At 64.0% G+C, this 25,002-nt stretch carries 21 protein-coding genes; 12 read left to right on the top strand and 9 right to left on the bottom strand.

The genetic code is table 11. The features are described from left to right. Nucleotides 1–5: 5 nt before the first annotated feature. The 5 genes from AT302_RS24785 (at nucleotide 6) to AT302_RS24765 (ending at nucleotide 5,156) form a co-directional block, all read left to right on the top strand. Nucleotides 6–1,052, top strand: a complete 1,047-nt coding sequence (locus AT302_RS24785; RefSeq protein WP_058376279.1) for an alginate O-acetyltransferase AlgX-related protein — start codon at nucleotides 6–8, stop codon at nucleotides 1,050–1,052. A 70-nt stretch (nucleotides 1,053–1,122) separates the two neighbouring features. Continuing rightward, complete coding sequence (locus AT302_RS24780) at nucleotides 1,123–2,700, top strand: MBOAT family O-acyltransferase (RefSeq protein WP_058376278.1); 1,578 nt, start codon at nucleotides 1,123–1,125, stop codon at nucleotides 2,698–2,700. A gap of 27 nt (nucleotides 2,701–2,727) precedes the next feature. Further along, a complete protein-coding gene (locus AT302_RS24775) occupies nucleotides 2,728–2,967 on the top strand; it encodes an acyl carrier protein (RefSeq protein ID WP_058376277.1) in 240 nt (79 codons plus the stop codon). A 30-nt stretch (nucleotides 2,968–2,997) separates the two neighbouring features. Then, nucleotides 2,998–4,479, top strand: coding sequence for an AMP-binding protein (locus AT302_RS24770; protein ID WP_058376276.1), 1,482 nt, complete (start codon nucleotides 2,998–3,000; stop codon nucleotides 4,477–4,479). A gap of 2 nt (nucleotides 4,480–4,481) precedes the next feature. After that, nucleotides 4,482–5,156 (top strand): alginate O-acetyltransferase AlgF, encoded by a 675-nt coding sequence (locus AT302_RS24765; RefSeq protein WP_058376275.1) that lies wholly within the window; start codon nucleotides 4,482–4,484, stop codon nucleotides 5,154–5,156. A 6-nt stretch (nucleotides 5,157–5,162) separates the two neighbouring features. On the opposite strand, the gene AT302_RS24760 is transcribed toward AT302_RS24765, so the two are convergent. Further along, nucleotides 5,163–6,134, bottom strand: a complete 972-nt coding sequence (locus AT302_RS24760; protein ID WP_058376274.1) for a DUF4434 domain-containing protein — start codon at nucleotides 6,132–6,134, stop codon at nucleotides 5,163–5,165. Between the two features lie 79 nt (nucleotides 6,135–6,213). On the opposite strand from AT302_RS24760, the gene AT302_RS24755 reads away from it, so the two are divergent. Further along, a complete protein-coding gene (locus AT302_RS24755) occupies nucleotides 6,214–6,432 on the top strand; it encodes a hypothetical protein (protein ID WP_058376273.1) in 219 nt (72 codons plus the stop codon). 82 nt (nucleotides 6,433–6,514) lie between these two features. Here AT302_RS24755 and AT302_RS24750 read toward each other — a convergent pair whose 3' ends face one another. The 3 genes from AT302_RS24750 to AT302_RS24740 are packed head-to-tail and all read right to left on the bottom strand — an operon-like array spanning nucleotide 6,515 to nucleotide 10,872. Then, entirely contained in the window at nucleotides 6,515–7,654 is a 1,140-nt protein-coding gene (locus AT302_RS24750; protein ID WP_058376272.1) for an acyltransferase family protein, read from the bottom strand. Between the two features lie 5 nt (nucleotides 7,655–7,659). Beyond that, nucleotides 7,660–8,631, bottom strand: coding sequence for a DUF6492 family protein (locus AT302_RS24745; RefSeq protein WP_058376271.1), 972 nt, complete (start codon nucleotides 8,629–8,631; stop codon nucleotides 7,660–7,662). A gap of 42 nt (nucleotides 8,632–8,673) precedes the next feature. Continuing rightward, complete coding sequence (locus tag AT302_RS24740) at nucleotides 8,674–10,872, bottom strand: exopolysaccharide transport family protein (RefSeq protein WP_084656452.1); 2,199 nt, start codon at nucleotides 10,870–10,872, stop codon at nucleotides 8,674–8,676. A gap of 205 nt (nucleotides 10,873–11,077) precedes the next feature. On the opposite strand from AT302_RS24740, the gene AT302_RS24735 reads away from it, so the two are divergent. The 4 genes from AT302_RS24735 to AT302_RS24720 all read left to right on the top strand — a co-directional run bounded on the left by AT302_RS24735 (nucleotide 11,078) and on the right by AT302_RS24720 (nucleotide 16,252). Further along, nucleotides 11,078–11,794, top strand: a complete 717-nt coding sequence (locus tag AT302_RS24735; RefSeq protein ID WP_058376269.1) for a polysaccharide biosynthesis/export family protein — start codon at nucleotides 11,078–11,080, stop codon at nucleotides 11,792–11,794. 103 nt (nucleotides 11,795–11,897) lie between these two features. Beyond that, entirely contained in the window at nucleotides 11,898–13,190 is a 1,293-nt protein-coding gene (locus AT302_RS24730; RefSeq protein WP_058376268.1) for a hypothetical protein, read from the top strand. Beyond that, nucleotides 13,168–14,874: a glycoside hydrolase family 44 protein gene (locus AT302_RS24725; protein ID WP_058376267.1), complete on the top strand. Its 1,707-nt coding sequence runs from the start codon at nucleotides 13,168–13,170 to the stop codon at nucleotides 14,872–14,874. Before AT302_RS24730 ends, AT302_RS24725 begins: the two co-directional genes overlap by 23 nt. A gap of 1 nt (nucleotide 14,875) precedes the next feature. Beyond that, nucleotides 14,876–16,252 carry a lipopolysaccharide biosynthesis protein gene (locus AT302_RS24720; RefSeq protein WP_064675005.1) on the top strand — a complete coding sequence of 459 codons (1,377 nt, stop codon included), beginning with the start codon at nucleotides 14,876–14,878 and terminating at the stop codon, nucleotides 16,250–16,252. Here the strand turns inward: AT302_RS24720 and AT302_RS24715 are convergent, their stop codons facing one another. Then, complete coding sequence (locus tag AT302_RS24715) at nucleotides 16,253–17,182, bottom strand: NAD-dependent epimerase/dehydratase family protein (RefSeq protein ID WP_058376266.1); 930 nt, start codon at nucleotides 17,180–17,182, stop codon at nucleotides 16,253–16,255. Nucleotides 17,183–17,195: 13 nt separating this feature from the next. Continuing rightward, nucleotides 17,196–18,899, bottom strand: coding sequence for an FAD-dependent oxidoreductase (locus tag AT302_RS24710; RefSeq protein ID WP_058376265.1), 1,704 nt, complete (start codon nucleotides 18,897–18,899; stop codon nucleotides 17,196–17,198). 221 nt (nucleotides 18,900–19,120) lie between these two features. Here AT302_RS24710 and AT302_RS24705 point away from each other — a divergent pair, with 221 nt between their 5' ends. After that, the gene (locus tag AT302_RS24705; RefSeq protein WP_058376264.1) at nucleotides 19,121–19,942 is read left to right on the top strand and encodes a WecB/TagA/CpsF family glycosyltransferase; all 822 of its coding nucleotides are present in this window, start codon (nucleotides 19,121–19,123) and stop codon (nucleotides 19,940–19,942) included. A gap of 15 nt (nucleotides 19,943–19,957) precedes the next feature. On the opposite strand, the gene AT302_RS24700 is transcribed toward AT302_RS24705, so the two are convergent. Together AT302_RS24700 and AT302_RS24695 are read right to left on the bottom strand one after the other, a co-directional pair. Then, nucleotides 19,958–21,373, bottom strand: coding sequence for an undecaprenyl-phosphate glucose phosphotransferase (locus AT302_RS24700; protein WP_237172012.1), 1,416 nt, complete (start codon nucleotides 21,371–21,373; stop codon nucleotides 19,958–19,960). A gap of 253 nt (nucleotides 21,374–21,626) precedes the next feature. Further along, nucleotides 21,627–22,142: an outer membrane lipoprotein gene (locus tag AT302_RS24695; RefSeq protein ID WP_058376263.1), complete on the bottom strand. Its 516-nt coding sequence runs from the start codon at nucleotides 22,140–22,142 to the stop codon at nucleotides 21,627–21,629. Between the two features lie 441 nt (nucleotides 22,143–22,583). Here AT302_RS24695 and AT302_RS24690 point away from each other — a divergent pair, with 441 nt between their 5' ends. Next, nucleotides 22,584–24,062 carry an MFS transporter gene (locus AT302_RS24690; RefSeq protein ID WP_058376262.1) on the top strand — a complete coding sequence of 493 codons (1,479 nt, stop codon included), beginning with the start codon at nucleotides 22,584–22,586 and terminating at the stop codon, nucleotides 24,060–24,062. 84 nt (nucleotides 24,063–24,146) lie between these two features. On the opposite strand, the gene AT302_RS24685 is transcribed toward AT302_RS24690, so the two are convergent. Next, nucleotides 24,147–24,938 (bottom strand): hypothetical protein, encoded by a 792-nt coding sequence (locus AT302_RS24685; protein WP_157125872.1) that lies wholly within the window; start codon nucleotides 24,936–24,938, stop codon nucleotides 24,147–24,149. Nucleotides 24,939–25,002: the final 64 nt, after the last annotated feature.

Raw genomic sequence — 25,002 nt, 5'->3', positions numbered from 1 at the left:
TCGTGATGGCCGCACTGCTTACCGCCGGTCTCGCGTGGGGCGTGTGGACACTCGCGCACGCGCAACTCGATGGCGATCCACTGAATTTGTCCGCGTGGCTCGACGGGACCGCGGGCCATGCGCTCAACAAGTCGTTGCGTTTGCCGGCGCAGGAGACGGTCGAGACGTGGAACGCGGCCGTGCGCTACCGGGTGCTGGGCGACGTGGGCGAGCAGGTCGCGATGGGGTGCCCGCAGTGGATGTTCTATCGCGACGGCATGCGACCCAAGCCCGGCACGACGGATGCCGTGTTCGAGGATCGTCTGCGTCTCATGCATTACTGGCTCGGACAGGTGCGCGCGCAAGGCATCAACGTGCTGGTGGTGGCGGTGCCCGACAAGGCGCGCATCGAGTCGTCGCATTTGTGCGGCCAGCCCGTGTCGGCGGCGATGCTCGCTCGCATGGACATCGTGAAGACGGCCTTGCATCGCGATGGCGTGCCGTTCGTCGATCTGCGCCCGACGCTCGCCGAACGCGACCGGCCGATGTTCTTCCGCACCGACGTCCACATGAATGCCGAGGGCGCGAAGGCCGCTGCGGCCACCGTTGCGCAAGCCGGTCTGGCCTTGCTGCCGGGCAAGGGCGCACAAGCGTTCGATGTCGGTACCCCCGCGCCCGCACAACCGCGCGTGGGCGATCTGCTGTCGCTCTCAGGTCTTGAACATGCACACGACGGTTGGCGGCCGCGTCCCGATCAGGCATCGGCGCAGCACATTGCGCCGGTGCGCAGCGGCGGCCTGCTTGATGAGACGCCACCGGTCGAAGTGATGCTCGCCGGCAGTTCGCATGGGCGGCGAAGCAATTTTGCCGAATGGCTGGGCGTCGATCTGGGGCGCGAGGTCTGGAATATGAGTATGGACGGCGGTGATTTTGCCGGGGCACTGACCGTGGCGCTCAAGCAGCGCGCGCAGTGGCCCAAGAGCCTGAAGCTGGTGATCTGGGAGTTCTCGGAGAACGCGTTGTCGCTGCCGCTCAGCGACGACGAGAAATCCGTGCTGGCCCGTTTGCCCTGACGGGCGACGTCTGACGATACGACACGACACGAAACCAACCGATACCAACCGATATCAAGCGCGATACCCGATGCTGTTCAACTCTTACCTGTTCCTGTTGCTGTTTCTGCCGGTAGCGCTGGCGGGACACTACCTCAGCGGTGCCATCAACCTGCGTCTCGCAGCGTTCTGGCTCTGCCTGACGTCGTTCGTGTTCTACGGCTGGTGGAACCCGCAGTTCGTGGCGCTGCTGGCCCTCTCGATCGCGTTCAACTACGTCGTGAGTCAGGGCGTGTTGCGCAACGTGGGGCGTGCGCGCGTACAGAACGTCATTGTCACCGTCGGCGTGGGTGTCGACCTGATCGTGCTGTTTCACTACAAGTACTTCGCGGCGCTGTTCGGCTTTCTGCACGATCTCGGTCTCACGCATTCCAGCGTCGATACGCTGGTGCTGCCGCTGGGGATTTCGTTCTTCACGTTCACGCAGATCGGTTATCTGCTCGATTGCCGTGCGGGGCTCGTCAAGGAGCGCAGCTTGCTCAGCTACGTGCTGTTCGTGACGTTCTTCCCGCACCTGATCGCGGGGCCGATCCTGCATCACAAGGAGATGATGCCGCAGTTTGCGCAGCGGGAGAATTACCGCTTCAAGGCCGAAAATCTGTCCATCGGCGGCATGCTGTTCGTGATTGGCCTGGCCAAGAAAGTGCTGCTGGCCGATGCGATTGCGCCCTATGCCGATGCGGGTTTTGCGTCGCCCGGCGACTTGCAGTTCTGGGCGGCGTGGGGCACCAGTCTCTGCTACGCGTTACAGGTGTACTTCGACTTCTCCGGCTATTCCGACATGGCGTTGGGGCTGGCAAAGATGTTCGGCATCCGGTTTCCGCTGAACTTCAATTCGCCGTACAAGGCGACGAGCGTGATCGACTTTTGGGCGCGGTGGCACATCACGCTCACGCGCTACCTCACGTCTTACCTGTATTACCCGGCGGCGATGGCCATCTCGCGATATCGCAGTGCGCGCGGTCTGCCGGTGGGCTCGGAAGGCGCGCGCACACCGGCGGGCTTTGCGAGCACCATCGTCGTGCCGACGCTTTTCACGATGGGACTGGCCGGGGTGTGGCACGGTGCGGGCTTCCAGTTTCTGGTGTTCGGTCTGCTGCATGCCGCCTATCTGTCGGTCAATCACGGCTGGCGAATTTTTGTCGTCGGCCGTCGTCCTAAGTCGCATGTCACTCGCTGGCCGGCGCATGTCGCGTCGGTGGCATTGACGTTCGTCGCGGTACTGGTCGCGCAGGCGTTTTTCCGCGCAAACGGCGTCCATGACGCCCTGTCGTTGCTGAGCGGCATGACCGGGCTGCGGGGTTTCGAAGCCTGGCCGTCGCTGACCTATCTCGACGGTGCGAGCTTCGGCGACGCGTGGCGTCTGCTGATCGGGCATCACCTGCAACTGGCCTATGTGGTCGCGCTGCTCGGCATTGTCTGGTTCACACCGAATGCGCACCAGATTCTGGGGCGATATTCACCCGCCTTGTTCAAGGTTCAGGAAGCGGCACGCCGCTTCATGCGCTGGCAACCCAACCCGGCTTGGCTGTCGGTCACGCTCGCGCTGCTGTTTCTTTGCCTGGTGAATCTCCATAAGGAAACGCGTTTCCTTTATTTTCAATTCTGATTTCGCGTCATTCGCGGGAGTCGTTTCATGAACATCAATGACATCGAAAGCAAACTCGCCGACATCGTCGGCAACATCGTGCTCACGCAGGTCGAACCCGACACGCTGCTGATCGATTCGGGGCTGGTCGATTCGCTCTCGGCCGTGGACGTGGTGCTGGCGGTCGAGCGCGAATTCGGCGTGAAAGTGCCGCCGTCGGAGATCGACGTGTATCTGCAGTCGGTACAGACGCTTGCGGCATTCATTGCCGAACAGAAAGGCGCCTGAGCGCCGGCCGCCTCGCCGGAGGGTTAGACCATGTATTTCGATTTCGAACGGCTGGCATTCGCCGACACCGCACACGCGCCCGATGCGCCGGCGGTAACGGATCTGCAAGGCGCGCTCACTTGGGCGCAATTGCAGGGCGCAACCGAACAATGGATGACGCAGGCCGCGGCAGCCGGTGCGCTGCCCGATGTGCCGATGGTGATTTCGGGCCACAAGGAATCGGCCTTTCTCGTGGCGATGCTGGGATGCCTGTGTCTGGGCGTGCCGTTCGTCCCGGTGGACGTCATCAATCCGGCGTCGCGCATCGCGCGCATCGGTGAGCTGGTACAAGCGCCGTTGCGCTTCGATGCGCAGTCCAGCGAGTTTGTACCGACCGGGCAGCCCGGGGCGGCGCTTGCGGAGCGCGGACTCGCCTACATCATGTTCACCTCGGGCAGCACGGGCGACCCGAAGGGTGTGCAGATCGGGCGCGAAAGCGTTGCGCTGTTCGCGGGATGGATTCGCGACGACGTGAAGCCGGGCCCCGCGCCTGCCTTCATGGACCAGATGCTGTTCAGCTTCGATTTCTCGCTGTTCAACTGGGTCGGTGCGCTGGCTACCGGGGGCTGCTGCGTTTTGTGCCCACGCGAGGTCATCGCCGACCGGGCAGCGTTTGCGCGCTATCTCGCGACGACGCACGTGAACGTGTGGGCGTCGACGCCGTCGTTCGTGCGCCAGCAGTTGCTCAATCCCGAGTTCGACCATGCGCATCTGCCGGACCTGCGGATGTTCGTCTTCGGTGCCGAGTCGCTCACGCCCACCGTTGCCGAAGCGCTTTGGCAACGCTTTCCCGAGGTCCGCATCGTCAATTCGTACGGGCCGACGGAAGCCACTTGCTCCACCACCTGGGTGGAGATCGACCCGGCGCTGCGGGCGGCGGCACCGTTGCCGTTCCCGATCGGGCGGGCCAAGCCCTATGCCGAGGTCTTCATCGATGACGGCGAGATCTGCATGGCAGGCGATCACGTCATGCGCGGTTATCTGAATCGACCCGATCTCAACGAGACGCGCCTGTTCCTGCATCACGGCAAACGGGCCTACCGCAGTGGCGATCTTGGTGAGATCGATGCGCAGGGGCTCGTGACCTTTCGCGGTCGCCGCGACGATCAGATCAAGATGCACGGGTATCGGATCGAGCTGGCGGAGGTCGATGCGTCGCTCGCCACGCTGCCCGGCATTCGCGCGGGGGCTGCGGTCGCGTTGCGCCGCCCGGACGGCGTGATCGTTCGCATGATCGGCTTCGTGGAGCCGGAGACGAGCGGCCCGGCGGGCCTGCATCCGGTCCCGGAAGCGCTGGCCGACTGGAAGGCCCTGCTGAGCCAGCGTCTGCCGCCGTACATGATCCCCACGGAGTTGCTCGTCTGTCATGGCTTTCCGACGACGAGCAGCGACAAGGCCGATCGAAAACAATTGGAACGGATGTATCTGGCGGCGCGCATGCGCCCCGGCAATCCCGCGAATACGGAGTCGTAAGAATGAAGATGTTGCGAACGATGGCACTTGTGTGTGCGATGACGGCTGCCGGTACAGGGGTAGCCAGCGCAGAGGGAATTTTTGCCCGGCTCTACGCTGCCCGGCCGCCCGCCGGTTCGTCGTTCGTCCGTGTGGTCAACCCGGGCAGCGCGCCGATGCGCGCACAGGTTGCCAAGGGGCCTGTTCAGACCCTCTCGGGCGAGAAGGTGGCAAGCACGTATGCCATCGTCAAGGGCAACGACGCGTTTCCGATCATCATCGACGGGAAGCCCGCGGGCACGCTTCAGGTCGCGCCTGACACGTTCAACACGCTGGTGCCGCGCCGTGAAGGCGGCAAGCTTACGTTCACGGTCCTGACCGACGCGGGCGGCACCGAAGATGGGCTCAAGGCCGAGTTGCGCTTCTACAACCTGAGCGCGCAATGTGCGGGTGGGCAACTCAGCGTCAGTCCGTCAGGCCCGACGCTGTTCGACAACGTGGGGCAGGGCGCATCGGTGGCGCGCGGCATCAATCCGGTGAAAGCGACGCTGGTGTCCGCGTGCGGCGCGGTCTCGTCGAAAACGCTGGCGCTGCCCGCGTTGGCCCCGGGCGATCACTACAGCTTGTTTCTGGTGGGCACGCCCGGCGCGCCGGTGCTGCGCGGACAGTTGAGTGCGACGGATCCGTATCAGCGCTGAGACCGGTCAGGACAATGCCGCCTGCCATTCGCGCAGCAGCGCCTTCGAGCCGGGGGTGTCGTCGAGCACCCAAGGATCGATGGCGAACGCGACCAGCCGGGTCGCGCCGTAGTGCCGTGCGATTTCCCATTGCCGTTTCACGCGGGAGAAATCGGCCGCCTTCGCGTTGAAGGTAGTCCCGTCGTCTTTCTCAGACGGCAGTTCTTCGAATAATTCGATGACCAGATCGAACGGCGCGCCTCTGGCGAGAAGCATGTCGTGCAGCGGCGCCAGCGCGGTGTAGTTCGACATGCCGGCGACGCCTACGCCGTCCTGAATCATTGGGTGCAGCGCGACGCGGTCCAGCAATGTGCTCCACATGCCGGCGAGCGTGCCGGTCGTCGGCAGCCGGCTGAAATAGGTAGAAATCGCCGGGGGCTGGCCGCTGGTCGCCTTCGCAACGGTGGACATGCCGCCGAGCCAGGTGGCGAGCCTGTCCAGTCGCGCGGGGACGGCCCAATCGTACTGTTCCAGTTCGTAAGGCAGATACCAGCCGCGAAAGGCGGCATGTTTCGGCCACGCGGCCTGCTGCATATAGCGTGCAGCGTTGTTGCCGGTGCGTTGCAGGAAGGTGGCGAGCGGGGCGTCCGGGGCGTCGTCTGGGGTGCCGATGGCGGTCCACCAGCGCTCGTCGTAGGGCACCCCCAGATGCACGCCCATGCCGAGCGCGGCGCTTTCGTCGAGGAGCGTGCGGATCAGGGGATCGGGGGCCATCCACGTGTTATCCGGTTCGCCGTCGATACCGGTCCACTGCACGAAGATCTCCTTGCAGCCGAGTGCGTGCGTGGCGGTGAGGCGCTCGCGCCATTGCTGGGGCGTCCATTCCAGATGGCTGCGCCAAAGCTGGACGAAGCTGCCGCCGAGTTCGGGCGGCGGTGTGCAGGCGGCGAGCGGCAGGCAGGCCGCCAGCGCGGCGGCTTGCAGAAGGCGGCGGCGCATCGGCGAGTGAGCGGACACTACCGGTACAATAGCGCTTTTACGCGTGGCGTCAGGCCGTGCGTGCTGTCGCGAATTCATCATGAGCAAACTCGCCCTCACTCTCAAGTTCAAGTGCACGAAGTGCGCCAAACCCGTCACGCTGTATTTGCAGAAGACGTCTGCGTGCTCACACATCACGCCGTATCAGGGTTGGTGCAAGTGCGGTCAGTTGATGCGCCATGCCACCGGCGACAAGGCGGCGGTGGCGTCGTTTGTCGACTCGATGGACCCGCTGTGGTCGCATCACCACCATCATTGAGCGACGCGAACGCACAATACGCATCGTGCCTGTCAGGCGTCCCCGATGCGTCCCCTCAGTCCACTCAGCCCACTCAGTCCACTCAGTTCACCGGTTTGACCGCCGAGCGCTTGCCCAGCCAAGCCATGCGGCGCCGGATCAGCGTCTGTGCCGGGGCTTCGAAGCCCCGGTAGACCAGATGCGCCAGCACGAACACCACGATCAGGTAGGCCGCGAGGAACCCCGCGTTCGTCGCCACTGAGGCGCTGGCGATGCCCCACTGCTGCAACACGATCACGGTCGTCAGTTGCAGCGGGAAGTGGATCAGATAGCTCGAATAGGTCGTGTTGCCCAGATGCACGATGGGCGCCGCCAGCCGGTCGGGAATCCACGGTTCGATCACCTGCAACAGCACAATCGACACCGGCGCGATGACCGTCGCCGCAAGATACTTCGTGCCGCCGAAAACGGCGCAAAACCAGAACAGCCCGGCATAGGCGGCGCAACATAGCGCAACCGTCGCGAGACGATGTTGCTCGATCACCGTGCGCAAGCGCTGGTAGATCAGGTGAACGGCGCCACCCATGAAGAAATAGAAGGCGCAGTAGACGATGTTCGACTCGCTGCCCTTGATCTGCTGGTGAATCAGCCAGCCACCCGCGGCCGCTGACAGGCCCATGAGCAGAAGCGTCGAGAGCAGGCCGATGCGGCAAAACCGCGCGAGCAGGAAGAAGGCGACGTAGATGACGATCTCCGTCGACACGCTCCAGACCGGCCCGTTGAACGAGTCGGTGTAGGGGGTGAGCCAGCCGGAGGCGAAGATCACATTCACGAAGAAGTCGTACGGCGTGTTGTACGGATACACGAAGTACGCGTGATGCTCGCGCACGTAGTACGCCTGAAGCGCCGCAACGGCGATCAGGGTGACGATGTGCAGGGGATACAGCCGGGAGAAGCGGTTCAGGAAGAACAGGCCGCCGGACACGCCGCGCTCGGCGATTCTGCCGAGGTAGCGATTGAAGAAGATGAAGCCGGAGATCGTCCAGAAGACGTTGACGCCGAGCCAGCCGAAGTCATAGAACGGGTGCAGCAGCCCGTAGAGCGGCTCGGTGCTGCGCACCACGTCGATCGAAGCCGTCGCAGGTTGAAAGAAAAAGTGCTGGTAGTGCCAGATGAGTACCGCGAATGCGCTGACAAATCTCAGAATCTCGATACCGACCAGCTTGTTCTGGCTACTGCTCATCAACCTCAGCCTCGCAGCTTTTTCAACATCTTGAGTCCGCGCCGCACCACAGCGGAGTAAAGCTCGGCGCCCTTGAGCACCGGGTCAATATGGCGCTCGTAAGGCTGAATGGTAATCGGGAAATAAGGCGAGAGCTTGGCGACCACCTGATCGAGCGGAATTTGCGTGTTGCTTTGCACGACCGCGAAGAGGCCGTCGCTGTCCGGCGCGAAGTAATGTGCGGCGTCCCACTCCTGCATCTTTTCGGCAAACCACACGCTCTCGGTCGCGTGCAGCGTGCGCTGCGGCGGCACGGCCTGCGTGTGATAACGCTCCAGCAGCCCTTCATGCTCGGCATTGAGCCAGTACAGGGTGTATTCCGTCCAGTCGACGGCATAGTTCGCGAGCAGTACGCGCTTCCAGTCGGTGCCGTGGACCGCTTCGAGACGCTGCTGCAACGACAGGCAGAGCGATCGCGAGAGCGTGGCAGGCGTCCACCAGACGCCGTCGCGCTCCAGGTGCGGCTCGACGTCGAGCAGCTTGGACGAGGCTTCCCAGTAGTAGGGCTCGACATTGCGCGGCTGGAGGTGCGTGACCGCTCGGCCGTCGACGATGAGCGAATTCACGTCGAACGCATGGGTGGCGAAACAATCCGGATCGAAGATCAGGAAGTACTCGGTTTCGATCCACTCCGGTGCGTTGATCTTGATGATCTGCTGGCGGTGCCAGTTGCGAATCTGGTGACGCTGCGAGAACTCCGCGAACGCGCCCATGTACAGCGACTCGTCGATGACCTCGATGGGGAAATCCGACCACGCCTTGGCGTAGCCCTTGACCTCGTCGACCTCGTCGTGCGGCACGATGATGACGAACCGATGAAACAGATCCGGCGTCGTGAAGTGACGCAGCGACGAGAAGAGGATGTCACAGCGGCCGATGTTGTCGGCGTAGTGTCGTCCCCGGGTCTTGATCGGCAGGATCGCGCTGATTTGTTGCATGGTCGTCAGTATCTGAGGCCGAATCCGAGTCTGGGCCGGCGGCTAGAAGAAGCGGTAAATCGCCGCGGGGATGTACCCGCGACGGTGCGTGAGTGCCACGCCGATCAAGTGTCCGCCTGCGTCTTCGACCTGCGACTTGAGGCCGGCGATCACCGGCTTGCGGGTCGATTCGGCGCGCACCACGAGGACCGTTGCGTCGGCCAGCGATGCGTTTTCGATGCCGGTGAAGGATTGGCTTGAGGGCGGTGCATGCACGACGATGTAGTCGTGCGACTGGCGCAGTGCATCGAACAACTGGGTGACCTGCTGCCACGAGGACGGAATGGCCCCGCTGCTCGGTTGCGCCACCACGATATTGTGACCATCGACACGGGTAAATGCCAGTGTCTCGAGCGTGCCGGTGCTGACGATCGCGTCGGCGCTGGCCGTCCCGCTGCCGCCGTTACCCGGCCATGGCAGCAGCCCTTGCGCGTTGGGCTTACCGTACAGCGGCGCACCAGAGGTCGAGGCGATGTCGAGAATGACGATCGGCTTGGCCGAACGGTGTTCGAGTTCGACGGAGAGCCCCTGAATCACGGCCGCCTGACCGTCGTTCTGGCTCGCCGCCAGCACCATGACGACCTTGGCGTGGGCGTCGGTGCTGCTGTTGATCGCCGCGATCATGCGGCCATAGGCCATATAGGCCGGGCGACTCAGCGTTGGCTCGGCGGCCGCGGCCGCGGCCGCCGCAGGGCTTCCCGCGCCTGCCGCCGCTGCAACGCCTGCCGCACCCGCCGCGCCTGCACGTCGTTCTGCGCCAAGCATGACCGGCGCATTCACCACCGGCAGCAACAGCGCACGTTCGACTTGCTCCGGGCTCAGGAACGTTTCGCGCAGGCTGGCGAGGATCAACACCGTCAGTGCCGAGATCAGCAGACCGGCCGCGATGGCGGCAGCGATCACCAGACTGGCGGCAACGCTACGCTGCGACGGCGGGAACGGCGCCTGAATCACGCGCACGTTCGTGCCGTTGATCTGACTGGCCTGACCTTGCTGCACGCGGGCCAGTTCGACCTGACGCGAGCGCTCCTTGAAGCTGTCGGCGAGGATGTCGCGGCGCGCCTGCAACTGGCTCAACTGGCTCGACACGTCGCTCAGGCCTTGCAGCTTGTTGCGCGTGTCCTTGATCTGCTCGTCGAGCGCCTTCTGTTGCGCCAGACCGCCGGCGATGCTGGCATTCAGGACAGACAGACGCTCCTGCACCACGTCGTAGTAATTGTTATGACCCAGACGCGTCGCGGTCATCATCTGCTGCTTCTGGCTCGCGATATTCGCGCGCATATCGGCAATCTGCTTGTCGATGTTTTGCACGAACGGCGAGGTGGGCAGATAGCGCGAGGCGAAATCGGCGCGTTTGGTCTCGAGCTCCGACAACGTGACCTGCATGCCGTTCAGCGCACGGCTGGCTTCCGAGTCGTCGGTATAGATCGGGATGGTCGAGCGCACGTCCTTCGTCGAGGCCTGCATCGACTGGAGTTCGCCCCGGTCCTGCAACAGCTTGGCGTCGGTTTCCAGCTTGCGCTGCACCAACTGGCTTTCCAGTTGCACCGCGCGCGAGGTCTGGTCGTCGATCTTGACGATGCCATGCTTCTTCTGGAATGCGAGCAGGTCGGCGTCGGCCTTGTCGAGTTGCTTGCCCACGTCGTCGCGCTGGCTCACCAGCATGCTGACGCGGCCCGACGTGAAGATCGAGGCGCGCTGACGGAAGTATTTGTCGAGCAGACGGGCCAGTGCATCGGCCGCGACCTTTGGATCGGTATCCGAATAGGTCAGCGTGATGGTGTTGGCGAGGTCGTTTTGTTCGATGTGCAGCTTGCGCTCGAAGCTCTGCAACTCGCGGTCGATGTCACGTTCGGTGGCGGCCGGTCCGAGCTTGGACAGGACGACATCGCGGTGCAGCTCCGGGCTGGAGAGAATTTGCGCTTCTACACCGTTCAACTGGCCGACCGGCGGCTGAAGCGCCACGCCCACGTTGGCGTTGTTGGTCTGGTCGTAGTAGCCGGCGTTGAGCACCAGCAGTGTTGCTTGTGCCCGGTACGGGATGGGCACGAAGAGCGCGATCAGAATACCGAGGGCGACGATCCCCAGAAATACTGCCGTCGCAATCTTTCGGTAATAGAAGAAGGTATTGAGATAGTCCCGGATCGTCAAATCGACGACAGCGGCGTGCCGGTCAGGCCTTGTTCTGGTCGTAATTGCCATAAGGGTGCGAGTAGCGGTAGCGTTGCCGGGCCATCAAGTGTGGTTTCAAGGCGCATATCTTACGGAAGATCGTCCCCCTAAAGTCTCCCAATAAGCACTTTTTTCCCCTAAATCCGACAAACATTCTTCGCGCTTGGCGAGAACGCTCAAGTGCACTAGAGTACGGTCCAAACCGACCAATCCCGGCTTCCTGCCATCATTACCGATGAACATTTTCCGCCCGGCCTGCGTTCTGGCACTGATGACGCTGACAGCCTGTTCCCATACCTGGGTTGACACGAAATACCAGCAACCGGCCAGTTTTGCGACGTGGGTCGACGCCGCGCCGTCCCCCTACCGCCTGCTGCCGGGGGACGATATTTCCGTCGTCCTGCCGTTCAACATCGAGCTCAACTACAAGGGCCGCGTCGCGCCTGACGGTACGATCGCGATGCCGTTTGCCGGCAACCTGCCCGCCGCCGGCAAGACGCTCGCGCAGTTCGGCGAGACCGTGGACCGAGCGCTGGCGACCGGCGGCATGATCGCAAATGCGCGTGCCCAGATCGCCGTCACCCAGACGGCTGCGCACATCTTTGTGGGCGGCGAAGTCGGCAAGCCGGGCGAACTGGCACTCACGCCGGGCATGAGCGTCATGCAGGCGATCATTACCGCACAGGGCCTGCTCGACACCGCCCGCACCGGCGAGATCGTGCTGATTCGCCGCAGCCCGGACGGCCGTCCGATGTTGCGCACCATCGACGTGAAGGCGCTGACGCAGCAGGGCGACCCGGCGCAGGACATCGTGCTGACGTCCAACGACACGATCTTCGTGCCAAAATCGTCGATCGCCGAAGTCGATCTCTGGGTCGACCAGTACATCAACAAGGCCCTGCCGTTCAACAAGAACGTGAACTACGACATCAACGGCGCACGTTCCTTCTGATCGTTCATGACCGGCTCCCGCAGGCGATCTCCGCCCGGCGGGAGCCCCAAGTCTACTCACTGAATTCAACTGCTTCGTGACAGCCGGGTCGCACTCCCTCGAAATGACACCCCACCGCGCCGACGCGCCGGTGGGTGCACTGCCGCCGGTCTTTGCCGACACGGCGGCGCGCCCGTTTGTGGTCTGGTGCCTGGTGCTGGTGCTGCCGATGTTCGGTCAGACCTTTCACTACATTACGGCGCTGTATCCGTTGTGGGCCCTGTCGAAAGCGTTTCCGGTGCTCACGCTGCCGCTGGTGCTGCGTCTGGGGAGTCAGCCGCGCTTCCCGATGACGCGGCAGGTGCTGCTGAGCTTCGCGTGGCTGCTGATCGTCCCGAGCTTCGCCGCCGTTATTTATTTCAACGAGAGTTTCTTCGTCAGTATTACGGCGCAGGTCAAACTGCTGCCGATCCTGTATTTCTTCTCGTTCCTGGCGCTGCTGCTCATGCTCAAGCCGACGCTGGGCGAGTTGGGGCGCAGCTTCGTGATTCTCGGGGCGGTCGTCGTCGGCACGCTGATCCTGATGTGGCTGGTGGTGCCGGCCAGTTGGTACAAGGAGACCTACGTCTTCGGTCAGGCACCGTTCTTCACCGCCGACAGCCGGGGCCACCGTATTCGGATGTCGATGTATTTCCCGTTCATCCTGCTGTTCTTCTGCTACCGCCGCGCCTATTTCGAGCGGAGTTTCGGGTATTTCGTCGGTGTCCTCGTCGGCCTGGCGGTGGCGCTGCTGATCGTGAAGTCGCGCGCACTGGCTATCGGCATCGTGGCGGTGCTGGTCATCAACACGTTCGTGTGGGCCCGTCCGCGTGCCCGGATCGGGCTTCTGCTCGTGGTGCCCGTGGTGCTGGCATCGGTGTTCTCGATGGGCTATCTGGCGACCATTTTCAGTGCGGGCGCCGAGACTGGCTTCGATACGCGCCGCATTTCGGCACAACTGGCGACGCGCTTTCTCGGTAACGAGCCGATGCGCTGGCTGTTCGGCGTGGGCACCATCAGCCCCGCGAGCGGCGACAGCCTGACAAGTTATTTCCACCACTTCTTCTTCCTGGCGGACATCACCTGGCTGGGGATCGTGTTCGAGTTTGGTCTGATCGGGGCGCTCATCATCCTGGGCCTGCAACTGCGCGGACTCTTCTTCTACCGGCGCCTGCGCGCGGAGGTCGAAGACGATTTCCTCGGCGCTCTGTTCGACTATCTGAAGTTTGTTCTGCTGGCCTCGTTCTTCTACCCGCCGACGCTTGCGCCGGGCGAAACTGCCGTCATTCTGGCGATTTTTGCCTACGTCTGGCGCGCGGGCGGCTTTGATCGGCGGGCCGATCCCCGGAGTTTCCATGCGCGTTTTGCGGCACCGTAGCCCCCGCTCCCGTTTGATTCAACTGGTCGGGGTGGCGCTGCTGCTATCCGCCGCAGCATGCACCAAAGCCGCCCCCGGCGAGCTGTTGCCCGTCACCATCGCGGTGGATGCGGCGGCAAACCGTCACCCGATCAACCCGTACATCTACGGCATCAATTTCGGCACGACGGCGATGTTGCAGGACCTGCGTGTGCCGCTCAATCGCTCGGGCGGTAACAGCGCCTCGGCCTACAACTGGCGGCTCGACGCGCGCAACGCCGGGCGCGACTGGTACTACGAAAGCCTGCCGGTCAATCCCGCCGATATCAACGATCAGTTCGGTGACCGGTTTGTCGCGCTCACGCAGGCGGGCGGTGCGACTCCCATCGTGACGATCTCGATGCTGGGGCGTGTGGCCACGCTGTCGCGTGCCCGTGAGCGTTTGCCCAGTTTCTCGATTGCCAAATACGGCCTGCAACAGAATCACGACGTGGACGGTCTGACCGACGCGGGCAACGGCATCCTGCGCGACGGCACGCCGGTCGTGAACGATCCGAACGACGCCACGGTGCCCGACGACCCCGCCAGCCAGCAGGCGCGTGTGGCGGCGCTGGTGCAGCAGTTCGGCCCGGCGCGTGCGGGTGGCGTGCGCTATTACGCGATGGATAACGAGCCGAGCCTCTGGCAACTGATTCACAACGACGTGCACCCGACAGGCGCGCACGCCAGTGAGATCGCAGCCAAGGTGATCGCCTACTCGCGCGCGGTGAAGGCGGCAGACCCGGGCGCGCAGGTGATCGCGCCCGAAGAGTGGGGCTGGAACGGCTATCAGTACAGCGGCTTCGACCAGCAGCATTCCATCAAGCATGGCTATGCGCAGGCGCCCGACCGCCAACGCGAGACCGGTGGCATGGCTTACGTGCCGTGGTTGCTGGCGCAGTGGAAGAAAGCGGGCCGGCCGGTCGACGTCTTCAGCCTGCACTTCTACCCGCAGAGCGGCGAGTACGAGGAAGCCCCCACCGGTAATTCGTCCACGATTGCCCTGATGCGCAACCGCTCCACGCGCAATCTGTGGGACCCGAATTACAAGGACCCGACGTGGATCAACAGCGTGGTCGCGCTGATTCCGATGATGCGTCAGTGGGTCGACACGTATTACTACCCCGGCACGCCGATTGCCATTACCGAATACAACTGGGGCGCTGACACGCGCATGAACGGGGCGACGGCCCAAGCGGATGTGCTGGGCATTTTCGGCCGCGAAAAGCTGGACATGGCCACGCGCTGGGGCACGCTCGATCCGTCGATGCCGGTCTACAAGGCGATCAAGCTTTACCGGAACTACGATGGACACGGCGGTGCGTTCGGTTCGACCAGTGTGGCGGCGACCGCTCCCGACCCGGATACGGTCTCGGCGTTCGCCGCCTTGCGCGATGACGGCGCGATGACCGTGGTGGTCATCAACAAGCAACTCGATCGCCCCGCGCAGACTACGATTTCGCTGGCCAATTTTGCCGTCAGCGGTACGGGCGAAGTCTGGCAGTTGGTGAACAACGAACTGACGCGCGCCCCCGACGTCACGGCCACGGACGGTGCGCTGCGCGTCGATTTGCCGCCGCAAAGCATCAAGCTGCTGGTGTTGCGAGGCACGGCGCAGCCTGCGTTGAAGCCCGCAGGCAAGCCAACCTCGAAGTCAGTGAATTGATATGACCGACACGCGCCCGCCGCCCGCCAAGACCGGGGCTTCGATGATTCGCGGCAGCGTGATCAGCCTCGGCGTACGCCTGCTCGATCTGCCCAGCCGCTACGGTTTTCACCTGCTGATCGCTGCGGCGCTCGGCGTGGTCGAGACCGGTAATTTCTACATCGTATTCAGCACGATGGTGGCGCTTGCCGGGTTTGGGCGCCTTGGCGTCGATCAGGCGCTGACGCGGCAACTCGCCATGGACGTGGCATCGGGGCAATTCGGTGCTGTGCGCCCGACGATCCGCCGCGCGCTCTGGCTGGTGGTGCTCACTTCGGTCGCCGTGTCGATGCTGCTCGCCGCAGGTGCTGCGCTGTTTGCCGACGATATTCTGCGCAAGCCGGGACTCGCTCTGCCGCTCATGCTGGGGGCGCTCTCATTCGTTCCGCAGAACCTCGGTGCTGCCGTGGCCGGTGCGCTCGCTGGGTTGCAACGCGTGGGTTTCAGCCAGATGATTTATTCGTGGCTCTGGCCTGCCATCTTCTGCGTAGCCGTCATCCCGCTGGTTGTCACGGGCCACCTGACGGTGATCAATGCCTTGATACTGATTGCCGCGAGCTTCACGCTCACGGCGATTGTCGGCGCGGTGCTGCTCCGTCGGTTTCTGCGCGATGTGCCGAAGCGAACCATGACGAACGCCGCGGCGCCGGCGGTATCGCACCCTGCTGCCAAGGGGCTGCTCAAAACGGGATTGTCGCTGTTCTCGCTGGAACTCACCAAGTTGCTGATCACCTCGGCGCCCGCCATCGTGCTGGGCATCGTCGCGTCGTCCCGTGAGACCGGGTTGTTTGCGCTTGCGTGGCGCCTGGCGCTCGTCGTCAATCTGCTGATCAGCGGCGTGACAGGCATGGCCGCACCGCGCTTCGCAAGTCTGTATGCCCGTCACGACACGCCGGGGCTGGAGCGTAGCGCGGCGCAAGCGATCGGCTTGGTGCTTTGTCTGGCGCTGCCGGTCACCGTAGCGATGCTCGTCATTCCGCAGCACCTGCTGGGCCTGTTCGGGCATGGCTATGACGATGGTGCGACGGCCTTGCGTGTGTTGGCGCTGGGGCAGATTGCCGCTGCGTGCTTTACCGCCATGCCGGAACTGCTCGGGATGACGGCGCACACGCGGGCGCTCATGCGGATCAACGCTGTGTCGGTGGTGGTGCTGCTGGCCGGGTTGGCGTTGCTGGCACCGTCAGGCGGCAGCGTTGGCGCTTCGGCCGCCGCATCGCTGGCGATTGCGGTGAACGGCGCGGCCGCGACGTGGGCCGCGCATCGTCTGCTTGGGGTGTCACCACTCGCTGCTCTGCGGCGATGGGTGGTGGGCCTTCTCGCCCGGAAGGCCCGCAGCTAGTTACGCCCGCGAGGCTTCCGCCTTGACGGCATCGCGCCAAGGCGTCCATTGGAGGCCAAAAGTTTGTTCGGCCAACTGAGCATCGAGGCAAATGTCTTGCTGCCAGAGCCGGGCGAGCGACGGCGGAATCGGCGGCGGCAAGTTTTTCAAACCGACCTTGCGGCCCGCGATCTCGGCGATCTTGAGGGCAGGGCCCAAGAGCTTCGTTTCGAGCTTCAGTTGCTTCGCCCCGATGCGCTTGACCGGCGTGGCGCCCAGCGCCAATGCGTAAGCGGTGAAATATTCATTCCAGCGCGGGGCCTCTGCCATGGCGAGGTTATACGCGCGCCCACCCGCGCCCGGCGTACGCAGTGCACTCAGTGCCGCGCTCACGACATCGTCCACGTGCACCAGATTGCTGTGCGCATCGCCCGCGACGCCGAGGTCGCCGAGACGGCCTGCGCGCAGCAACTCCGCGATACGGGCGGACCACTGCGGGCTGCCGCCTCCGTAGACACAGCCCGGGCGCAACAGCGCGACGCTCGACAGGCCTGCGAGCGCTTTTTCCGCTTCCACCTTGGCGATGCCATAGGCGCTCTCACCCGCGAGCGTTGCCGTCTCGTCGATATGGCCTTCGACGCCGCCATACACCGCCATCGAGCTGAAATACACCACAGGCACCGGCGTGGTGCGCGCGTTCAGGGCGTCGCGCAACGCGTGCGCATTGGCCACGATGGTTTCCGGCGAGCCCGCCACACAATTGACGAGCCCGTCGACGTCTTCGAGGGCCGCACCGAGCGAGGCGGAGGAGAGGGCGTCGACGACGCGTAGACCCGGGCCGGCGCGGCGCGAGGCGGCGACCGGTTCGGCCCAATCACTGGCGGCAAGTGCCTGAACGACGTGGCGGCCGATAAAGCCGGTCGCGCCGGTAACAAGGATGCGGGCTTTCATGTGGCGCACGAACTCACGAAGAAGTGGATGGGTTGGCTGACGGCGGCATAGGCAAGTCGGAGACGTTCCCCTGCTGCCGGAGATGATCGGCAAGGCGCAGCGCCATCGCCACGATGCTCAGTGTGGGATTGGCCTGCCCTGAGGTCGGGAAGACCGCAGCGCTCGCGATAAAGACGTTGTCGGTCTCGTGCAAGCGGCAATCGGCGTTGACTACGCTGGTCTTCGGGTCGAGGCCCATGCGCGCGGTGCCGATATGGTGGCCGCCGTAGGCGCCGTAGCGCGTCATTTCGGCTTCCACTTCGGCGGGATCGTACGAGAAACGGCCGACGCCCGTGCGCTCGACTTCCTGCGCGAGCGCGGCGAGTGTCCGGGTCACGGTCGCGACGTCTTCATCGCAGTAGCGCCAGTCAATGTGAATGCGGCGCTGGCCCAGCGTATCGACGGCGTCGCCGAGCATCACGCGGCTTGCCGGGTTCGGCGCTTGCTCGGCATGGAAGTCGAGGCTGAAGCGCAGGTTGGCCGGGCGCACGATGATCGACGGGAATTTGCGGGCCGCCAACGTGCGCTTGAGTGTCCAGTGCGTCAGGAACCGAACGGTGTTCGGCGCGTCGACGATGACGTTACGCAGGTGCGCCAGCCAGTTCGCGAGCGAATTGTCGGGCGAATCGCCATAGAGGCGCTTGGCGTATTCGTAAGGAACGATGGGGCGCGCGAGATACAGCGACGACAGAATGCCGCTGCCGTGTCCCGCTTCGGGAATGCGCGGGTGATGCAGCCGGGCGATGAAGTTGCCCACCCGAAGGTCGTGCTGGGCTTGCGGGCGCAATGCAAAGCGGCGACGGCAGTAAATGCCTTCGTCCGAGACTTCATAACCGTGGTGCACCGACGCCGCTGCGGCGAGGTCCATTGTGCCGATGGTGCCGGCGATGTGGCACATGTAATAGCGGCCCACGACGTCGTGCGCATTGCCGAGGCCAAGGCTGCTGGCACCCGGGCTATCGAGCAGCAGGCGCGGGACTTCCAGACCACCGGTGGCGAGCACGTACGCACGCGCGGCCACAGTGAAGACCTTGCCATCGAGCGTGCGCACTTCGGCCGGGCCGACCAGACGTGCCGTGTCGTCGCGCTGGGGCAGACGGCACAGATTGGCGTGCTGCACGACGCGCACGCGTCCTCGGGCCAGACGGGCCCGGTAGCGGCCGCCGAAATCGGTCGGACAACTGAATCGTTCCAGCGTGTTCGTGGTGAACAGATCGCTCTCGAAGTTGCCGATCATCGGCGGCGACGGCTTCGTGAATGCGCGCTCGGCGGTGTAGGCGAATTCACCGGCTTCGCACAGGGTATTGGCCTGTGCGTACCACGGCATCAAGTCGTCGAGAGTGATCGGCCAGCCGCTGTGCGGCATGTAGTCGCGCGCTTCGAAATCGATGGCATCGAGCGGCATGCAGCGTCCGCCCCAGAGCGTGGTCGAGCCGCCGAAGCGGCGTACGCGGTAGCTTTCCGTGGGGGGATGAAGGCGCGTGTCGGCGACCGTGCCGTCGTAGAGCGCTTGCGTGGCGGGCTCGGGGGTGTCGCTGCCGCTCTCGAGCAGGATGACGTCGAGTCCGCTGGCTTCGAGCGCCAGCGCAAGGGTGATGCCGGCGGCACCTGCACCGGCAATGCACAGATCGGCTTGCAGGCAGGTTCCGGAAGGAATGTCGTGGGCGTCGAGAATCATCGTCTGCGGCAACTCGCGGCGTGCTTACAGCAGTTAGGGAAGGGGCAGGACGGACAGCCGCTGCGATGGTAGCTGATCCACGACGTCAAGACGACGACTTTCCGCAACAAGTGCGCGCGCGTGTGGTGAAAAGTGTCACTGGCGTCATAGGCCCGCTGATACTATCGTGCCTGCCACCCGAACGGATCCGGCTTCGCCGGACGACAGGAATACGATAGGTCATGACCAGTGACACGGATCTGAACGCCGCACCCGTCACGCGCTCGCGCGACGTCTTCGAACCCAGCGTTGCCCTGTTCGGGCTGAATCTCGCTGCGGTGCCTTTCGACACTGCCGTCGACGTGCTCGCACATGCCAGTGTGCAGCGCGACGGGCGCGCGCGAATTGTCGTGACACCGAACGTCGATCACATCGTGCGGCTCGACACACAACCCGAGTTCAAGCGCGCTTATGCTACGGCCGACTATCTGTTTGCCGATGGCATGCCGATCATCTGGGCCAGCCGGCTGTTCGGCACGCCGCTGCCCGGACGCGTGACTGGTGCAGATTTGCTTCCTGCGCTTTGCGACCGCGCGAGTGCGACCGGCGGTAAGGCGGTCTTCGTGGGCGGTCATCCCGAATTCGAAGCCCGGATTCGCGAAGGGCTCGCCGCGCGCTTCCCGGGGCTGGATTTCACGTTGATCGTGCCGTCGATGCGCTTCGATCCGACCGGGCCCGAAGGCGATGCGATTGCCGAGCGTGTTCGCGCGTTGGCGCCCGATCTGATTTTCGTATGCGTAGGCATGCCGAAACAGGAGCGTTGGGCGATGGCCAACGCAGGCAATATGCCGGGTGGACTGATGCTGTGTGTGGGCGCGGCGATTGAGTTCGCTGCCGGGATGCAGCGGCGTGCACCGAAATGGATGCAACGCACGGGCTCCGAGTGGATCTGGCGCATCTTGCAGGACCCGGGCAGGATGTGGCGGCGCTATTTGGTCGACGACCGGCGCTTTGTCGGCATCTGCTGGCGTCAGTGGCGCAGCATGGCGCGTAACGGGCGCTAGGTCCGCACGCAGGACTTACAGCGCGTTGTGTCCCGTGATCATGACCGGAATGGTCTTGAGCAGAATCTTGATGTCGAGCCACAGCGACCAGTGGGTGATGTAGTAGCGGTCGTACTCGACGCGGCGCTGCATCTTGTCGGGTGTCTCGGTCTCACCGCGCAAGCCGTTGATCTGCGCCCATCCCGTAATGCCGGGCTTCACGCTGTGACGCAGCATGTAACCCGGAATCAGACGCCGGTACATCTCGTTGTGCTCCTCTGCATGCGGACGCGGGCCGACGAGACTCATCGCACCCCCCAGCACATCCAGCAGTTGCGGCAACTCGTCGAGCGACGTCCGGCGCAGATGCCGGCCCAGTGTCGTGATGCGACTGTCGCCCGCGTGCGCTTGACGCAGTCCACCGGTCGCGGCGGCCGCCGCATCCTCGGGCTGGACGACGCGCATCGAGCGGAATTTGCGCACGATGATCGGCTGGCCGCGTTCGCCATAACGCCGCTGCCGGAACAGGATCGGACCCGGTGAATCGAGCCGAACGGCGATCGCAATGCCGATCATGACCGGCCACAGGAAAAACAGCAGCAGCGAGGCCCCCGCGATGTCCATGCCGCGCTTGATCATGCGCAGGAAGCCCTGCACGGTGATGTCGTGCAACGCCAGCAACGGCACACCGGCCAGATCGGTGCCGGTCAGCGGCAGATCGCCCGGGAAGCGGAACTCGGGCAGCAGATAGATAGCCGCCGTCGAATCGTACAAGCGGTTGACGATGTCGGCGGTGAGTTCCTTGTTGTCCTGTTGCCCGATGGCGATGAAGACGATTTCGTAGCTGCTGGCTTGGATATGCGCGGCGGCGTCGGCATAGCGGCCAAGGTAGGGCGGCAATACTTCACCGTCTTCCGGCGCGACAGGGGCGTCGTTGTAGTAACCGGCGACCTGAATGCCGAGAATCGGCGAGCGGCGCAGGCGCAGATTCAGCTTGCGCGCCTCGGGGCCGAAGCCGAAGAACGCGGCGCGACGCTGGTTGCCCGGGGCGTTGTTGATGCTGTGGGCCGCACCGCGCAACGCAGCCAGGCCCAGCATCTGCAACGGCAGCGCGAGCCCCGCCCATTCGGCGAGCATGACGCGCACGTCTTCCGGACGGTCATAGGTCAGGAACAACAGCACGATCATCGTGAGCAACACCCGGCACCAGCGCATGGCGCCGCGCCCGAGCATCCATTTGGCATCGCGGGCGCTGGCCAGCAGATGGAAGCGGGCAAAGACGATAAAGGCTGCCACACCCAACGCGCTGACAAGCGTCAGGCCGTACGGGGTATAGGGATTCTGTCCGTTGAATAGCAAGACAGCAAAGAAGGCGCCGGCATTGAGTACTGCACTAATGCCGCCGACCACCGCCATGAAAAGCCGATGGTGATAAGTCGTCTGGGTCGACATGACGGATGCGAAGGGTTGCGGTAACTGACGGATTCGACAAAGTTCCGGAACGGCGCACAGCCCTCCGATGGTCGCGCGTATCTTATCAGGCCAAATAGTCTTTGCGTATGGCGCCTGACCCCTCGATCGACGCGACTGTGTCGCGTTTGACACGCCTGAAAAATAAAACGCCCGCCGGGCAAAACCGGCGGGCGTTTCACTGTAGCGAATCGGACTTGGCCCCGTGCGGGCCTTCCGATATTTCGTGCTTTGCTTAGTACGGATACACCGTGTCGTTGGAGACGGCAGCACGTTGGCCCTGCTGCACGCGCAGCGGCGGCGCTTGCGTCACGGTGGCGACGCGGCCATCGTCCAGACGCACGGTAATGCGGTACAGCACGTTCGGCTGGCCCATGCCGTTTTCGATGCGGTTACCCGCGATGGCACCGACCACGGCACCACCGATGGTGGTGGCCGTGCGTCCGCGTCCGCCGCCGATCGTGTTGCCGAGCAAACCACCGGCCGCACCACCCAGCACCGTACCGAGAATGTTCGGGCTGTTATTCGCGCCGTTCATCTGCTCGATCGATTCGACCCGGCCATACAGCGCGCCCTGCGGCGCCTGCTGCGGCGGTTGCTGATAGCCCTGCTGGTAGCCCGGCTGTTGGTAACCCGGTTGCTGATAACCCTGTTGGTAACCGCCACCGTATTGCTGGCCCGGTGCGACGCAACCGGCGAGCAGGACTGCGGCCAGTGCCGCGCTGATTCCCGTAAGTGCTTTGATCTTCATTTTCAGTCGTTCCTCGTGAGCGTGAGGTAAATGCGCCGTCACCATGGAGGGCGGTGACTTCGCGCACTATGTGCCACATATCTTGCGACCACGACGCGGAATGTAGGGTTCCGCAGACATTCGTGCTGTAAGAAACGGTAAGCATTTGTAATGGCGTCACGCCCGGCGTGGCGCGGGTTTGCGCGGACCCCGCCGCTTTTGAAGCATGCCTCGATCATATTCCCACCCGGTGGGATGTGGGGTCATGCCCTGTCAATGCGAGCAGGGTGAGGGGAAGTCACTATATAGATGGGTGAGAAGTGGGTGATGTTGCCGATAAGTTCGCAAAATATGCCGATTGGCGAGGGAATCGTCTAAGCATATAACCAGAAAGCACTTGGTTGACACGGTACCAAGCGGTAACATCGCGACCTTTCGTCCCTGCTTTTCCGATTCCGCATCATGTCTGTCGACGTTTCCCTGTCTCCTGCCGCGTCTGCACCCGCAGCCACTGCGGCATCTACGGCTGCCCGCCCTTCGGGCCCCGCTGTTATCCGCTCGGCGAGCGACGTTGCGCAACTCGTCAACGAAGGCGGCGCGCGTGTCTCGAATGCCCGCTGGATCGTGGCCATCGCCCTTGGCGGTGTGTTCCTCGACGCTTACGACTTGGGCGCACTTGCGTTCGGTCTGAAAGACGTGGCCCGCGAGTTCAATCTCACGCCTGCTGGCACCGGCATGGTCGCGTCGGCGATCACGTTCGGCGCCATCGTCGGTGCGTTTCTCGGTGGCTACTTCACCGACCGCATTGGCCGCTACCGCGTGTTCATGGCCGACATGCTGTGCTTCGTCATCGCGGCCATCGCCTGCGCGTTCGCGCCGAACGAGTACGTGCTCGCCGGTGCGCGCTTCGTGATGGGGCTGGGTGTCGGTATCGATTTGCCGGTGGCGATGGCGTTCCTTGCCGAGTTCTCGAAGTTGAAGGGACGTGGCAACAAGGCGGCGCGCGTGGCGATGTGGTGTCCAACGTGGTACGCGGCGATCTGTGCGTCGTATCTGCTCGTGCTGCTGTGCTACTCGGTGCTGCCGTCGTCGCATAGCGCACTGCTTTGGCGGATCATTCTCGGCTTCGGCGCGATTCCGGCACTGGCCATCATCGCCGTGCGCAGCCGTTACATGAGCGAGTCGCCGGTGTGGGCCGCGAATCAGGGCGATCTGGAAGGGGCCGCGAAGATTCTCAAGCGCTCGTATGGCATCGATGCCGTGGTGGCTGCCGACGCCGAGCGTGTGACGGCCAAACGGCCTGCGGCGTGGAGCAATTACGGTGCGTTGTTGCGCGGTGTGTATCTGCGCCGCACGACGCTCGCGACCATCATCGCGGTGGCCTCGTCGTTTGCGTATAACGCGGTGGCATTCGGTTTGCCGGTGATCATCGCGAGTTTTCTCGCGCAGTCGATGCTCACGACGATTCTGATGTCGCTGGCGCTCAACCTGCTGTTTGCGTTCACGGGTGGTTTGCTCGGCGTGCGGCTCGTGCCGAAGGTCGGCGCGTGGAAGTTGACCGTCATCGGTTACGCCTTCCAGTTGACGGCACTCGTCGGGCTGGCGCTGGTCGGCAAGCCCGCGACCGGCGTGCAAGTGGCGTGGGCGCTGGGCTTTCTCGCGCTGTTCCTGCTGGGGCAGGGCTTCGGTCCGGGCGCGCACTCGATGACGTTTGCGTCGCTGAGCTACCCGACATCACTGCGTGGCGTGGGCGTGGGCTTCAATCAGACGCTGATGCGTTCGAGTTCCACGGTGTCGCTCTTCCTGTTCCCGGTGCTCGCGGCGGCGCTGGCGACCAAGGTCTTCTGGGTGATCGCGATTGCGCCGGCCATCGGGCTGCTCGCGCTGCTGGCGATTCGCTGGGAACCGTCGAATTACGACGTCGACGCGGAAGACTTCTGATTCGCCTGTCGCGTCAGTCGAGTGGGCGCAGCGGTGGTCTTGCCGCTCGCCCACGGTGAGTTTTCTGCGACGTTTTCTGATATCTCAACGCATGTCCGGCGAGAACAATCGTTCTCGCTTCATGAACGGGTCGATGTCTGCGGCCTGGTTGCGGTAGCGCGCACAGCGCTTCTTGCCATTCATCTCGATACATTCCCGGGTGCCCAGTGGGTTGCCGCCTTCGCGCGTCGCCGATGGGCCGCTGACGGACGAGCGCCCGCTACCCAATGCGTTGTCGAACGCACGCTGCGCGGCTGATCCGGGTGCGTTGGCATCGTCTCCGGCCCCGGCAGGACGTTGCGACTGGTCGGTAATCACACGCTCGGCGGACGCCGCCGGTGCCGATGCCCGCGCGGGCGGTAACTGACCGACACCCCGTGCGATGTCGGCGCGCCAGTCGGGCGGCGGAGTCGTTGGCGCAGGCGGCGTGATGGCGAGGGGTGAAGTAGGTTCAGGTGTGATCGGTTTGGGCTGAACGGCGGGTGTGGCCGGTACCGGCGGTGTTCTCGACGAACGAACGGCGGGTGAGGTCATGGATTCCGCCGGTTGAACGGCTTTCGCACTGGCAGGCGGCGTCACAGGCGCCGGTGTCGTTACCCATGTCACCTGCATCGAAGGCCGTTGCGTGTCGTCGCGAAGATCCGGCAAGTCAGGCAGCCATTCACGCAGTGCCACCCCCGCGAGCCCGTGGACGACCAGCACGGCAAACGCCATCCAACCCATACGACGGCGCAAGCGCGCACGATCGATTTCGCCCACGCGGGGTGCAAAGGTTGCGAATGTCGGGGCGGCGAGGGAGGGGGCGATGGCGGGCGCGAAGGAAGAGAGGGGCGGCAAGGTCAGGCGTCGCGACGCTAGGAGGCCGTCAGGGAAGTGCATTCTGGCACAGCCGGGTGTCGGA

The organism is Pandoraea norimbergensis, assembly GCF_001465545.3.
Classification (GTDB): Bacteria; Pseudomonadota; Gammaproteobacteria; order Burkholderiales; family Burkholderiaceae; genus Pandoraea; species Pandoraea norimbergensis.
Note: the sequence above shows the minus strand (reverse complement) of the source record. Positions and strands in the feature narration are given on the sequence as shown.

What these genes read in the sequence shown, in the direction of transcription:
- AT302_RS24720 (WP_064675005.1), top strand. Translation starts at nt 14,876, where the DNA reads ATGACCGACACGCGCCCGCCGCCCGCCAAGACCGGGGCTTCGATGATT.
- AT302_RS24765 (WP_058376275.1), top strand. Translation starts at nt 4,482, where the DNA reads ATGAAGATGTTGCGAACGATGGCACTTGTGTGTGCGATGACGGCTGCC.
- AT302_RS24690 (WP_058376262.1), top strand. Translation starts at nt 22,584, where the DNA reads ATGTCTGTCGACGTTTCCCTGTCTCCTGCCGCGTCTGCACCCGCAGCC.
- AT302_RS24725 (WP_058376267.1), top strand. Translation starts at nt 13,168, where the DNA reads ATGCGCGTTTTGCGGCACCGTAGCCCCCGCTCCCGTTTGATTCAACTG.
- AT302_RS24730 (WP_058376268.1), top strand. Translation starts at nt 11,898, where the DNA reads ATGACACCCCACCGCGCCGACGCGCCGGTGGGTGCACTGCCGCCGGTC.
- AT302_RS24735 (WP_058376269.1), top strand. Translation starts at nt 11,078, where the DNA reads ATGAACATTTTCCGCCCGGCCTGCGTTCTGGCACTGATGACGCTGACA.
- AT302_RS24740 (WP_084656452.1), bottom strand. Translation starts at nt 10,872, where the DNA reads ATGGCAATTACGACCAGAACAAGGCCTGACCGGCACGCCGCTGTCGTC.
- AT302_RS24705 (WP_058376264.1), top strand. Translation starts at nt 19,121, where the DNA reads ATGACCAGTGACACGGATCTGAACGCCGCACCCGTCACGCGCTCGCGC.
- AT302_RS24710 (WP_058376265.1), bottom strand. Translation starts at nt 18,899, where the DNA reads ATGATTCTCGACGCCCACGACATTCCTTCCGGAACCTGCCTGCAAGCC.
- AT302_RS24715 (WP_058376266.1), bottom strand. Translation starts at nt 17,182, where the DNA reads ATGAAAGCCCGCATCCTTGTTACCGGCGCGACCGGCTTTATCGGCCGC.
- AT302_RS24785 (WP_058376279.1), top strand. Translation starts at nt 6, where the DNA reads ATGGCCGCACTGCTTACCGCCGGTCTCGCGTGGGGCGTGTGGACACTC.
- AT302_RS24700 (WP_237172012.1), bottom strand. Translation starts at nt 21,373, where the DNA reads ATGTCGACCCAGACGACTTATCACCATCGGCTTTTCATGGCGGTGGTC.
- AT302_RS24755 (WP_058376273.1), top strand. Translation starts at nt 6,214, where the DNA reads ATGAGCAAACTCGCCCTCACTCTCAAGTTCAAGTGCACGAAGTGCGCC.
- AT302_RS24780 (WP_058376278.1), top strand. Translation starts at nt 1,123, where the DNA reads ATGCTGTTCAACTCTTACCTGTTCCTGTTGCTGTTTCTGCCGGTAGCG.
- AT302_RS24695 (WP_058376263.1), bottom strand. Translation starts at nt 22,142, where the DNA reads ATGAAGATCAAAGCACTTACGGGAATCAGCGCGGCACTGGCCGCAGTC.
- AT302_RS24760 (WP_058376274.1), bottom strand. Translation starts at nt 6,134, where the DNA reads ATGCGCCGCCGCCTTCTGCAAGCCGCCGCGCTGGCGGCCTGCCTGCCG.
- AT302_RS24770 (WP_058376276.1), top strand. Translation starts at nt 2,998, where the DNA reads ATGTATTTCGATTTCGAACGGCTGGCATTCGCCGACACCGCACACGCG.
- AT302_RS24750 (WP_058376272.1), bottom strand. Translation starts at nt 7,654, where the DNA reads ATGAGCAGTAGCCAGAACAAGCTGGTCGGTATCGAGATTCTGAGATTT.
- AT302_RS24745 (WP_058376271.1), bottom strand. Translation starts at nt 8,631, where the DNA reads ATGCAACAAATCAGCGCGATCCTGCCGATCAAGACCCGGGGACGACAC.
- AT302_RS24775 (WP_058376277.1), top strand. Translation starts at nt 2,728, where the DNA reads ATGAACATCAATGACATCGAAAGCAAACTCGCCGACATCGTCGGCAAC.